Source organism: Bacillus sp. T-10(2022) (assembly GCF_056502895.1).
On record NZ_CP113518.1, the window covers coordinates 3,846,710 to 3,859,619 of the forward strand.

The following is a 12,910-nucleotide window of genomic DNA, read 5'->3' on the forward strand; positions in this document are numbered from 1 at the left end:
TTTAATTTGAATCCGGAATTTCCCGGACGACTACCCTTGATCCTTCAACTTTCACGATAACGATTGACGAACCTTTGGAAATAAAGCTTCCTTCAGTCACGACATCCACTCTTTCTTCTTTGACCAAAGCTGTTCCTGAAGGCCTCAAATCTGTAAGGGCCTTCCCTTCAACACCTAATAAATCCAAACGATTCGGATTGCTGACATACCCTTGTTCCGTTTTTGTTGCATCGGTTAATATCATTTTCCTGAAAAATTTCATCTGTTTTCCAAACACCTTTACAAGTAGGATGAATACCAAAATGGATACGGTGACCGCAATTAGCAAGGATATCGTCATATGGACCGGATCTCCTGTCGCGAGGAACAGACTCCCCACTATCGCTGTAAATCCGAGCAGCCCGATAATCCCCCCAGGGATAAAAAATTCAATCAGTACGAGAATGACCCCAATGATGAACATCGCTAACGATTCGTATCCGGTGATACCGGCGACAAGATGACCATAGAAGAATAAAACAAGACTGGTGATTCCAATGACCCCCGGAATTCCAAAACCGGGTGAAAACAATTCCATCACAATCCCGATTCCGGCTATCGTTAATAAAATGGGAACGACGATCGGGTTGGTCAAAAAGCGGGCAAGTTTCTCAGGAAAGCTTTCTTCGATTGACCGAATATCAGCATCCTCAACTCCAAGTATACTATACAGCTCCGCTTTCCCAGAGACGGTGCCTTCACTATATCCAGCCTTTTTTGCCTGTTCGGCTGTAAATGTCAGCAACTTTCCTTTTTCCGCTCCATATTCTGGTAGATCGATGTCAACATCCGCCATCGCCTGGGCGTATATGGGATCACGTCCATTTTGTTCTGCAGCAGTCTTCATGGCAGCTAACCAATAAGATTGCGCTTTCTTACCTGCAGCGTTTCCTGTTGAATCAATTACAGCCGCAGATCCCATGGTGGCACTCGGAACCATATAGATCTCATCTGCACTTAGAGAAATGTATGCCCCTGCAGATAAGGCCCTGTTATTGACGTAGGCAACTGTCTTGATTGGTGAATCGGACAGTAACTTTGCAATTTCCCCTGCTGCATCAACAGCGCCTCCAGGGGTATTCACCTCGAAAACGACAAGATCTGCATCAGCTGCTTCAGCAGTGGTAAGCGCGCGTTCCAAAAAGGCCGAAAGTCCCTTTTCCACCGTTTCTTCTATTGGTACATGGTAAACGATCTTCTCGTTTGCAGATACCGTCGATCCCCCAAAAGAAGACATGGTGAACAGCAATCCAAATAAGAGTACAGATAAATAACGCCAAATTTTCAACGGAACGCCCCCTTTCCCGTATTAAACGCGGTAAGTGCCTCCAATATCAGGAGGAAAACCTACCAGTAAATTCAGCACTCAACTAAATTCGAATAAGGAGCAAATGAGCAACCCTTTACTCTGTTCTTTAGTTATTACGTATGTATATGAAAAAGGTTTCAAAAAAAAGCAAATAAAATTAAAAGTGCCCTATTATCTTAGGCTTCGTTTCAATAATATACGCATAAAATTCATGAAATACACAAAAACCACAGGCAATTTGCCTGCGGTTAGGTTTCGAGTTTTAAGTTTAGAGTTTAAGATAGATGTTGTTGTACTAATTTGTTTACTAGAGAACCATCCGCTTTACCTTTAACTTTAGGCATTAAAGCTCCCATAACTCGCCCCATATCTGCTTTGGATGTTGCATTGACTTCTTCAATCGTTTGTTTAACGATATTAGAAATGTCTTCTTCTGAAAGTTGCTCAGGCATATAAGCCTCTACGTATACTAGTTCGGTGCGGACTTTATCCACGAGATCTGAACGACCTGCGTTTTCAAACTCCTGGAGGGAGTCTTTGCGTTGTTTTAATTCGCGAGAGAGCACTGTCAATTCTTCATCATCTGTTAAATCTTGCCTCTGCTTCAAGGCTTCGTTTTGAATGGAAGCCTTCAGCATCCGAATAACAGATAGTTTGTCCTTTTCCTTGTTCTTCATCGCTTGTTTCATATCATTATTTAAACGCTCGAGAAGACTCATCTTTCCACCCTCTCTTAGAATTTACGTTTTCTTGCAGCTTCAGACTTTTTCTTACGTTTTACGCTTGGTTTTTCATAAAATTCACGCTTCCTAGCTTCCTGAAGCGATCCTGCTTTAGATACAGTACGTTTGAAACGACGAAGAGCATCTTCAAGCGATTCGTTTTTACGAACGACGGTTTTAGACATCTCTTTCCCTCCCTCCGAAAACAACACACTAACTCAAGTTGTCAACATGTTATACATGTACTAAACAATTATAATATATCATCTTTAGCAGGTCAACCAATAAAATCAAACTTATTTTGAATATCATCATGTTATTATCATAATTTTTCACTAAGCAATCATTCAACTTGCATGAAAATCCAATTTATAGCATGTCTCCCGTTAATGGGCCATAAGCTTACTAAGAGGTGACAGTCATGCATGAGCTATTTTTATTCCTATTATTCATTGCGATATTTTTGGCCGGTATGTCAGTTTTACGAATCGGACTGTTCAATATGTCCGGTGCAGCATTAAAAAATTTTCTCTCGAAAGTTACGGATAAGCCATGGAAAGGCTTCATGGCCGGAACCATCTTTACGGGGATCCTGCAGAGCAGCTCGGCGGTCATGGTCATGACGGTCGGCCTCGTTTCCGCAGGAAGCTTAACGTTCCCGCAAACAATCGGGATTATTCTTGGAACGAATATCGGATCCACCTTTACAGCAGAGTTCATGACCATTTCCTTGGATCGTTGGATCATTCCCGGTGTCGTAAGCGGCGCTTTCCTTTGCTTCATGCCAAAAGCATTACCGAGAAGCATAGGGATGTCCCTGATTGGAATCTCGGCCATCTTCGCGGCGATGAGTGGTTTTAAAATGCTTTCGACACCGATTGCAGCCTATTCTTCGATACAAACGCTCATCCATTACATAGAGGGCCATATGATTTATGCCCTATTATCCGGGATATTATTAACCGCACTCATTCACTCCAGTTCGGCAACCATCGGGATAGCCATGAGCTTTTTGATGAACGGGGAGTTATCCGTCTCCTCCGCAATCATCATCATGCTCGGATCGAATATTGGCACTTGCATCACCGGATACATGGCCAGCATCGGTTCTGGCAGACAAGCTGCCTTCACAGCTTATGCACATATTTGGCTAAACGTCATCGGGGTTGCCGCATTCCTGCCTTTTGTGGACATTCTGGAAAGCGCTGCTGCCTTTTTCACCGAAAACAAAGGGACACAGCTCGCCCATGCCAGTGTCATTTTCAATATCTTGACTTCCTTGGCCGTCTTGCCATGCGCACGGCAATTCTCCAACCTCATTCTTTTGGTGCATCGGCAACACTTAAAGAAATAAGGGCTGTCCTAAAAGTCAATGGCTACTGACTATGGGACAGCCTTATATAAGATAGACCCAAACGCATTCCTCCCCCTACTTTATGAATTTAATATAATCACGTTTACTTCCTCATGCCCCTTAATATCCATTGAATCCACAATAAACTTTTTTTTGAATGTATGGGTTCCAAAAATGACAAGTAAAAGTCCAAAATTGATACGTTTCCTCTTTTTCAAGGAAATAAGCGCAATGCACTCCACAAAGGCATGGGCACTCGACTTATACTCCGTTTTATGGAAGTAATAAAAAACAGGCGGAGAAAAATAATTCATTTTTCTCCGCCTGTTTTATTTCAGGGACTTATTATACGGTCCTTACAAAATCAATAATCGGAATCAGCCGTTAAGCCCTTTACGATTGAGACACCTGCACTCGCACCAATTCTTGTTGCACCAGCTTCAATCACTTTCTGGGCATCGCTCGTGTTGCGGACTCCGCCTGAAGCTTTGACACCGATATCCGGGCCAACTGTTTTTCTCATAAGCGTGATATCTTCAACAGTCGCTCCGCCGGTCGAAAAACCAGTTGATGTTTTCACATAATCCGCTCCGGCTTTTACGGCCAATTCACATGCACGGACTTTTTCTTCATCAGTCAATAAAGAAGTTTCAATGATCACTTTTGACAGAGCCTTACCAGTGGATGCCGCTACAACAGCACGAATATCCCGCTCTACCAACTCGTCATCCTTGTCCTTCAAAGCGCCGATATTGATCACCATATCGACTTCATGAGCGCCATTGGAGATGGCGTCTTTCGTTTCAAAAGCTTTGGTTTCCGGTGTGGTTGCACCTAGAGGGAAGCCGATAACGGTACAAACTTTCACTTCTGAACCTTCCAAAAGTTCGCTTGCATATTTTACCCAAGTTGGGTTCACGCATACGGAAGCAAAGTTATACTCTCTCGCTTCTTCGCATAATACCTTTATTTGCTCTTTGGTTGCATCTGCTTTTAATAACGTGTGGTCAATTAAACCTGCTACATTTTGTGACATTAATAAATCCTCCTCAAAAACAATCTATACCTAGTTGTACGTACCTCTCATAATACCATAGTTTATCCACTTTGACGATATATATAGTCTTTACCCGAAAGTGCCAAGATAACACATTTAAAAGAGGATAAAAAAAAGACAGCGATTTACCGCTGTCTTAGATTAGATATTGGATGCTTGTTGCAACGGAAAATCCTTCACGACCGTCACGAACTGACCTTCACTAAATGGATAGCCAGACTTTGAAATCTTCACTTTGACGATTTCACCGACCATTTCTTCCGAAGCCGGGAAGACGACTTTCATGTAATTATCGGAATAGCCTTCATAAAGGCCATTTTCCAACTTCGTTTCAGGAATGACTTCAAGAACTTCCCCCTCGAATCGGGAGGCATACTCTTTTGCCAGCTGATCCGACAACGTGATAAGGCGATGTACGCGTTCATTCTTGACATCTTCATCCACTTGATCTTCCATACGGGCAGCCGGAGTCCCTGTCCGTTTTGAATAAGGGAAAACATGAAGTTCGGAGAATTTATATTTTTCTATAAAGTTATATGTCTCCATGAATTCTTCTTCTGTTTCACCTGGGAAACCTACGATGACATCAGAGGTAACAGCAAGACCCGGAAGCGCAATTTTCAACTTCTCGATCCGATCACCGAAGAAATCCATCGTATATTTACGTCTCATCCGTTTTAGAACTGTATCGGAACCCGATTGGATTGGTATATGCAAATGACGTACCACTTTTTTCGAATTCGTCAGCACTTCAATGATCTCATCTGTAATCTGGCTGGCTTCGATGGATGAAATACGGATACGCTTCAATCCATCGACTTTTTCCAAGTCACGCAGCAGCATCGCCAAATTATAGTCTTTCAAATCGTCTCCGTAGCCGCCAGTATGAATTCCGGTGAGGACTAGCTCTTTATAGCCTGCCTCGACAAGCTGTTCAGCTTGGTTAACGACTTCCTTTGGATCGCGGGAACGCATCAAGCCACGTGCCCAAGGGATGATGCAGAAAGTGCAGAAATTATTGCAACCTTCCTGGATCTTAAGTGAAGCTCGTGTACGGTCTGTAAAAGCAGGTACATCCAACTCTTCGTAGACACGGTTTTTCATGATATTCCCTACGGCATTGATTGGCTCACGCTCAACCTTGAATTGCTCGATGTAATCAAGGAGTTTAACCCTGTCCTGTGTTCCTACAACAATATCCACACCTGGTATGGCCATGATTTCTGCCGGTGATGTCTGTGCGTAACATCCCGTTACCGCTATGACGGCATTCGGATTTTTACGAATGGCCCGACGGATGACCTGACGGCTCTTCTTATCGCCAGTGTTTGTCACCGTGCATGTGTTGATGACATATACATCGGATGTATTTTCAAACTCAACACGATCATATCCTCCAGTTTTGAATAATTGCCATATAGCCTCTGTTTCATAATGATTCACTTTACAGCCTAATGTATGGAAAGCGACCGTTGCCATTTTTCATCACCTCAAAAGTTCTACATGATAAGAAACAGCGGAAAGTGCATATAAAGGTGCTGTTTCAGTTCTTAATATTCTTGGTCCAAGACCGCAAGCCATAAAACCGGCATCAGTCAGTTTTTCAATTTCCTTATCTGCTAAACCACCTTCAGGCCCAAAAACGAATAGGATGGATTGCCCAGCGGTAATATCTTTCAAGACAGAAGCGAGTACAGAAGTTTCCCCCCGTTTTGCCACTTCTTCAAAAGCGATTAATTTATGATCGAAACCAGTTGCATAACCAGCTAGCTGATCTGCCGTCATCGGTTCCTTGATGGCAGGGATAACCGTGCGGTGAGATTGCTCAGCCGCCTCTTTTGAAATCTTCTGGAGCCTCTCCAATTTCTTACCTACCTTTTTGTGGTCCCATTTTACCACCGAACGAGCAGCAATAAAAGGGATAAATTCAACAGCACCCAGTTCAGTGCCCTTTTGAACGATATATTCCAACTTATCCCCTTTAGGCAGACCGCTCGCTATCACAACCCTTACAGGAAGTTCCTTTTCTTCATTCTTCCATTCGGAAACTGTCCCTATAACAGCATCATCAGTAATTTCCGAAATTTCCGCGACAGCTGTCATACCATTACCTTTTACCGTAATGATCCGTTCCCCTGGTCCCATTCTCATCACCCTGGCGATATGGTGAAAATCATCGCCTGATATCGTCACCGTGTTTCCATTGATGTCTACATCGTTAAGAAAATACCGTTGCACACTGCCACCCACTTCGTCTAGTCTAAAAAAAACACAGGCTAACAGTCAGGAATCCAGAATGCAAGCCTGCAAAGATTCAAGCTAAAAAAAGGTACTCTGACTATCAAAATACCCGATAATCAGAGTAACTTTTTCAATTAATCATTTCTTTTCGCTATTATTGCCACCCAATCTTCCATCAAGATCGTTTCCTCAACGGTGAAACCAGATGCTATAATCGCATCCTTCACATCTTGTTTCTTAGTTTGAATGATTCCGGAAGCGATGAAATGTCCGCCAGGTTTAACGACTTTCGCTACATCATCCGTAAAACGCATGATCACCTCGGCAAGAATATTAGCCACGACGATATCCGCTTGTTCATTCACACCATCCAGCAAATTGCCTTGTGAAACGGACACTTTATCCTGCACGTTATTTATTTCAACGTTTTGGATGGCTGACTGTACTGCCACTTCATCCAAATCAAGGGACTGGATTCGTTTTGCGTCCAATAATGCAGCTGCAATGCTTAGAACACCAGAACCCGTTCCTACATCAACGACTAAATCCCCAGGCCGTACTGTACGCTCCAGCGCTTGGATGCACATGACCGTCGTCGGGTGTGTACCCGTTCCGAAAGCCATGCCTGGATCAAGTTCAATGATCAATTCGTCACTGCTTACTGGAGTGTAGTCTTCCCATGTTGGCACGATGGTAAAACGTTCGGATATCTTGACGGGGTTATAATATTTTTTCCAAGCCGTCGCCCACTCTTCCTCATTCACTTCACTAATTGAAACAACATTTTTCCCAAGGTCTATATCAAAAAGAAGGAGATTATTGATTGATTCCTTAATAGCATCAACGGTATCGTTAAGGAAGCTGTTAACGGGCAGATAAGCCTTGATGACTACACCTTCATCCGGATAATCATCTGGGTTTAAATGGTAGATTTCGCCAAAAACATTTTCACGTTCCTTGACTAATTCTAGAGGATCCTCAATGACAACACCGCTCGCACCTGCCTCATGAAGAATATTCGAAACAGGTTCAACCGCTTCATTCGTTGTTTGGATTGCAAATTCAGACCACTTCATAATCTACCAACTCCCAATTTGTTCTTTTACTTTTATTCACCTATCTTTGAAAGCACGCTTTACTTTTGAGAAAAAGCCATCATCTTGTTCATCTACGCCTTGTCCGCTGATATCACTGAACTCACGAAGCAAGTCCTTTTGTTTTTCCGTTAATTTCTTAGGGGTGACCACTAATACGACCACATGCTGATCTCCTTGGCCATATCCTCTGACATTCGGAACACCTTTGCCTTTTAAACGGAAACGAGTGCTTGTTTGTGTACCTGCTGGAATCTTCAGCTTCACTTTTCCATGCAGCGTCGGAACTTCTATTTCATCGCCCAATGCTGCCTGGGCAAACGTAACCGGCATTTCACAATAAATATCATCGCCATCCCGCTCAAAGAATTCATGGCTGCGTACATGGAAGACTACATACAGGTCTCCTGCCGGACCGCCATTGATTCCTGGCTCTCCTTGACCGGTTACACGCAACTGCTGGCCATCATCAATTCCTGCTGGCACCTTGACTTGGATCTTTTTACGTTTTTGGACTTTTCCGTCGCCGCCGCATGTTGAACATTTATTAGGAATGATTTTTCCTGTACCTTGACAATGGTGACATGCTCTCCGGTTCACAATCCTTCCGAACGCTGTGTTTTGTTCAACATTCAATTGACCGGTTCCATGACAATGTGAACAGTTTTCCACTTTTGTACCAGGTTTGGCACCGGATCCTTTACATGTATCACAATTCTCTTCACGCGGAATTTCAATCTCAGTTTCTTTTCCGAATGCAGCCTCTTCAAAAGAAAGCGTCATCGTATACTGTAAATCCGCCCCTTGACGCGGTGCATTAGGATCTCTCCTGCGACCGCCGCCACCGAAGAAGCTACTGAAAATATCTTCAAAACCGCCGAAACCGCCAAAGTCCTGACCGCCAAAGCCCTGATTGGGATCTGTATGTCCGAATTGGTCATAATGGGCCTTTTTCTGTTCGTCACTCAATACTTCGTAAGCTTCCTTGATTTCCTTGAATTTATCCGCAGCATCGTCCGCTTTATTAATATCAGGGTGATATTGTTTGGAGAGCTTTCGATACGCTTTTTTGATTTCATCCTTCGAAGCACTTTTCGAAAGGCCTAACACCTCATAATAATCGCGTTTACTCATATCTAAAATCCACTCCCGATTCGATTCACATAAAGGTAATATTATCACTGAACGAAGATAATAATCAACTAGAAAAGTACAAACGGCTTTGACACATTTTTGTAATTGGTACTGCCAGCCCCGATTTGCACATCTTTTTCTCTAAAATCCCATGATTCCCCACCAGCGATTGCAACACTTCCTGACAATGATTCCATCCATTGTAAAAAAAGCCAAAGTCAAGATAACCTGACTTTGACTTTTTTACAATGGCAGGCAGAAACTAACTGCCCAATATTTCAGTGCCCCGATTGGGCCACTTTTTATTTTTTCTCTTCTTCGTTAACTTCTGTGTATTCAGCATCAACCACATTATCGTCTTGAGCTGATTCGCCAGCACCGGCTTCTCCAGCTTGCTGAGCTTTTGCCGCTTCTTCATAAAGCTTCATTGTCAAAGCTTGAACGATTTCGTTAAGCGCATCTTTTTTCACGCGGATTTCTTCAAGCTCATTTTTCTCAATTGCAGCTTTCAGTTCATCCTTCGCTTCATTCGCTTTTGTTACTTCCGCTTCGTCCACTTTACCTTCTAGATCTTTAAGCGTTTTTTCCGTTTGGAAAACTAATTGATCAGCTTCGTTACGAAGTTCAACTTCTTCTTTACGCTGTTTATCGCTATCAGCATTTTCTTCTGCTTCACGGACCATGCGTTCGATCTCTTCATCAGAAAGTCCTGAAGATGATTTGATGGTGATCGCTTGTTCTTTGTTCGTGCCAAGATCTTTCGCACGAACGTTCACGATACCGTTTTTATCGATATCGAATGTCACTTCAACTTGCGGAATTCCACGCGGTGCCGGTGGAATGTCACTCAATTGGAAACGGCCAAGAGTTTTGTTATCCGCAGACATTGGACGCTCACCTTGAAGGACATGGATATCAACTGCCGTTTGATTATCAGCCGCTGTCGAGAACACTTGTGATTTACTTGTCGGAATCGTAGTATTACGGTCAATCAGTTTCGTGAATACTCCGCCCATCGTTTCAATTCCAAGTGAAAGTGGAGTTACATCAAGAAGGACAACGTCTTTAACATCCCCTGTTAATACGCCACCTTGAATTGCTGCACCCATTGCAACCACTTCATCAGGGTTTACACCTTTGCTTGGTTCTTGACCGATTTCCTTTTTGATCGCTTCAACAACCGCAGGAATACGTGTAGATCCACCAACAAGGATTACTTTGTCGATTTCAGATGCTGAAAGACCAGCATCTTTCAATGCTTGACGAGTTGGTCCCATAGTGCGTTCCACAAGACCTGAAGAAAGCTCATCGAATTTAGCTCTAGTCATCGTTACATCCAAGTGAAGCGGGCCAGCTTCTCCAGCTGTGATGAATGGTAATGAAATTTGAGTTGACGTTACGCCGGAAAGATCTTTTTTCGCTTTTTCAGCTGCATCTTTCAAACGTTGAACCGCCATTTTGTCTTTTGAAAGGTCGATTCCGTTTTCTTTCTTGAATGCTTCAACCAGGTAATCGATGATGACTTGGTCGAAATCATCCCCACCTAGACGGTTGTCACCGGCAGTGGACTTAACTTCGAAAACGCCATCTCCAAGTTCCATGATCGATACGTCAAATGTACCGCCGCCAAGGTCGAATACAAGGATCGTTTGATCTTCTTCCGTTTTATCCAAACCGTATGCAAGTGCTGCAGCTGTCGGTTCGTTGATGATACGTTCCACTTCAAGGCCGGCAATTTGACCAGCATCCTTAGTTGCTTGGCGTTCTGCATCATTGAAGTAAGCAGGTACAGTGATAACCGCTTTAGTAACTTTTTCGCCAAGATACTCTTCAGCGTATGATTTCAAGTATTGAAGGATGATTGCAGAAACTTCTTGAGGTGAGTATTCTTTTCCTTCAATTACTTCTTTATGGTTGGTACCCATATGGCGTTTAATGGAAATGATCGTGTTAGGGTTTGTAATCGCTTGGCGTTTTGCCACTTCCCCTACTTGCCTTTCTCCATTTTTGAATGCCACTACGGATGGTGTTGTACGGTTTCCTTCTGGATTCGGGATTACTTTTGGTTCCCCGCCTTCAAGTACAGATACACAAGAGTTTGTTGTACCTAAGTCAATACCAATAATCTTGCTCATAGTTTCACTACCTCCCAATTATTTATATGTAAAAATCCTATTCGTTCACTTTTACCATTGCAGGTCGAATCACACGGTCTTTAAGAAGGTATCCTTTTTGGAATTCCTCGACGACGATGTTCGAACCGAAGTTTTCATCTTGAACTTGCATGACCGCTTGATGCAAACGCGGATCGAACTCTTGGCCAACCGAACTGATCGGTTCGATGCCTTCTTTAGACAATGCATCAGTAATCGCTTTATAGACCATTTCCATGCCGGATAGCAAGGATTTCGTCTGTTCATTTTCCGCTTCGATTTTTGTAGCTCTTTCAAAATTATCAAGAGCCTCCACTAAATCACTAGCAATGCTTTGAACTCTATATTTTTGAGCCGCCTCCATATCAAGCTTGGCACGGCGTCTTGAATTATCAAAATCGGCCTGCAGACGAAGATAACGGTTATCCATTTCCTCGATTTTCGCCTCAAGTTCAGCAATCTTTTCATGAGCCAATTGAAGTTCATCTTTTTCAACCGGACCTTGGTTTTCTTCCGCTGGAATTTCTTCTTCAGCGAAAACTGCTTCTGCAGCACTTTCCTCGATTGTTTCATTTTCCAATGTTTGTTCTTCGTTTTTATTTTCTGTCACAATCTCACCTCCCTAAAAGGGTTTATACAATTTATGCTAAAGTAATATGCCAGGCCGCGGAATATGCTCCCCCGCCACCTTAACAATATTACCTTTGCTACTATTTTTGATACAGTTTTGTCATTAGGGCCGTTAAATCTTTCGAGAAAAACGAAAGCAAACTGATCACTCTCGAATATTCCATTCTCGTTGGACCCAATATAGCCAATGTGCCCACTTGCTCCTGCCCGATTGAGTAGGTCGCCGTTATCAAACTGCAGTCATCGAGCACTGTATTTTGATTTTCACGGCCAATCTTGACGTGGATGCCCGATGGATTTTGAGTAATCAGCTCATAAAATCCCTGTTCCTGCTCAATCATCGATAAAAGCGTGCTTACTTTAGCAATATCATGAAACTCCGGCTGCCTCAGCATATTAGTTTTCCCGCCGAAAAATATTTTTTCGGGCTTTGTGTCCGTCAGGGTCTCCGCAAGGACCGAGACCATCGATCCATAGTTATGGATATGGCGGCTCAACAGAACTGCCACTTCCTTATAAATCTTATCCTTCAGATCAACTAACGGAACATCGACCAAACGGGAATTCAATATGTTCACCATCTTTTCAATTTCGTTTATATCAAAAGAAGGCGGTAAGGAAATCATTCGATTTTCCACATGACCTGTATCGGTAATGATGATGGCTATTGCCGTTTCAGGACTTAAAGGAATGATCTGGATTTTTTTCAGCTTATGCTCATTCACTTTTGGCCCCAGTACAATCGCCGTATAATTCGTCAGTTCCGAAAGTATTTTCGCTGACTTCTGAACGATCTTTTCCAATTCATAAATTCGTTCTACGAAAACGGATTTTAATATCTTCACTTCATTCTTTTTCGGAGCTTGAGGAGAAAGTAAATGATCCACATAATATCTATACCCTTTTTCAGAAGGGATCCTACCGGAAGAGGTATGGGTTTTTTCTAAAAATCCCATTTCTTCAAGATCGGACATTTCGTTGCGAATTGTGGCAGAGCTGAACGTAATTTCATCTTTCTTCGACAAGCTTCGTGACCCGACTGGCTGGGCAGAATGGATGAAATCCTCGATTATCACTTGTAGAATCAATAATTGACGATCAGTTAGCATGTATGATCACCTCTGTTAGCACTCTGTCTCATCGAGTGCTAATATACTAATAAATTATCAAATGAAGC

The 12,910-nt window shown here is 42.8% G+C and carries 13 protein-coding genes; 1 reads left to right on the forward strand and 12 read right to left on the reverse strand.

What is annotated here, in order from left to right:
• Position 1 precedes the first annotated feature (1 nt).
• The 3 genes from OSJ91_RS18790 to rpsU all read right to left on the reverse strand — a co-directional run bounded on the left by OSJ91_RS18790 (position 2) and on the right by rpsU (position 2,255).
• Positions 2–1,276: an NfeD family protein gene (locus tag OSJ91_RS18790; protein WP_485891923.1), complete on the reverse strand. Its 1,275-nt coding sequence runs from the start codon at positions 1,274–1,276 to the stop codon at positions 2–4.
• 347 nt (positions 1,277–1,623) lie between these two features.
• Positions 1,624–2,067, reverse strand: a complete 444-nt coding sequence (locus OSJ91_RS18795; protein WP_101222605.1) for a GatB/YqeY domain-containing protein — start codon at positions 2,065–2,067, stop codon at positions 1,624–1,626.
• A gap of 14 nt (positions 2,068–2,081) precedes the next feature.
• Positions 2,082–2,255, reverse strand: coding sequence for a 30S ribosomal protein S21 (gene rpsU / locus OSJ91_RS18800; protein WP_028391853.1), 174 nt, complete (start codon positions 2,253–2,255; stop codon positions 2,082–2,084).
• Between the two features lie 236 nt (positions 2,256–2,491).
• On the opposite strand from rpsU, the gene OSJ91_RS18805 reads away from it, so the two are divergent.
• Positions 2,492–3,424: a Na/Pi symporter gene (locus OSJ91_RS18805; RefSeq protein WP_485890218.1), complete on the forward strand. Its 933-nt coding sequence runs from the start codon at positions 2,492–2,494 to the stop codon at positions 3,422–3,424.
• 80 nt (positions 3,425–3,504) lie between these two features.
• On the opposite strand, the gene OSJ91_RS18810 is transcribed toward OSJ91_RS18805, so the two are convergent.
• The 9 genes from OSJ91_RS18810 to hrcA form a co-directional block, all read right to left on the reverse strand.
• Complete coding sequence (locus tag OSJ91_RS18810) at positions 3,505–3,738, reverse strand: hypothetical protein (protein WP_485890219.1); 234 nt, start codon at positions 3,736–3,738, stop codon at positions 3,505–3,507.
• Between the two features lie 50 nt (positions 3,739–3,788).
• A complete protein-coding gene (deoC, locus tag OSJ91_RS18815) occupies positions 3,789–4,460 on the reverse strand; it encodes a deoxyribose-phosphate aldolase (RefSeq protein WP_241589839.1) in 672 nt (223 codons plus the stop codon).
• A 162-nt stretch (positions 4,461–4,622) separates the two neighbouring features.
• Positions 4,623–5,960 (reverse strand): tRNA (N(6)-L-threonylcarbamoyladenosine(37)-C(2))-methylthiotransferase MtaB, encoded by a 1,338-nt coding sequence (mtaB, locus tag OSJ91_RS18820; RefSeq protein WP_350299513.1) that lies wholly within the window; start codon positions 5,958–5,960, stop codon positions 4,623–4,625.
• 6 nt (positions 5,961–5,966) lie between these two features.
• Positions 5,967–6,719 carry a 16S rRNA (uracil(1498)-N(3))-methyltransferase gene (locus OSJ91_RS18825; RefSeq protein WP_413018952.1) on the reverse strand — a complete coding sequence of 251 codons (753 nt, stop codon included), beginning with the start codon at positions 6,717–6,719 and terminating at the stop codon, positions 5,967–5,969.
• A 137-nt stretch (positions 6,720–6,856) separates the two neighbouring features.
• Complete coding sequence (prmA, locus tag OSJ91_RS18830) at positions 6,857–7,798, reverse strand: 50S ribosomal protein L11 methyltransferase (RefSeq protein ID WP_137019093.1); 942 nt, start codon at positions 7,796–7,798, stop codon at positions 6,857–6,859.
• Between the two features lie 36 nt (positions 7,799–7,834).
• A complete protein-coding gene (gene dnaJ, locus OSJ91_RS18835; RefSeq protein ID WP_101222611.1) occupies positions 7,835–8,950 on the reverse strand; it encodes a molecular chaperone DnaJ in 1,116 nt (371 codons plus the stop codon).
• A gap of 302 nt (positions 8,951–9,252) precedes the next feature.
• Positions 9,253–11,085, reverse strand: coding sequence for a molecular chaperone DnaK (gene dnaK, locus OSJ91_RS18840; protein ID WP_485890220.1), 1,833 nt, complete (start codon positions 11,083–11,085; stop codon positions 9,253–9,255).
• Positions 11,086–11,122: 37 nt separating this feature from the next.
• Complete coding sequence (gene grpE, locus OSJ91_RS18845) at positions 11,123–11,713, reverse strand: nucleotide exchange factor GrpE (RefSeq protein WP_350299516.1); 591 nt, start codon at positions 11,711–11,713, stop codon at positions 11,123–11,125.
• 100 nt (positions 11,714–11,813) lie between these two features.
• Positions 11,814–12,842 carry a heat-inducible transcriptional repressor HrcA gene (gene hrcA / locus OSJ91_RS18850; RefSeq protein WP_048682856.1) on the reverse strand — a complete coding sequence of 343 codons (1,029 nt, stop codon included), beginning with the start codon at positions 12,840–12,842 and terminating at the stop codon, positions 11,814–11,816.
• Between the last annotated feature and the right edge of the window lie 68 nt (positions 12,843–12,910).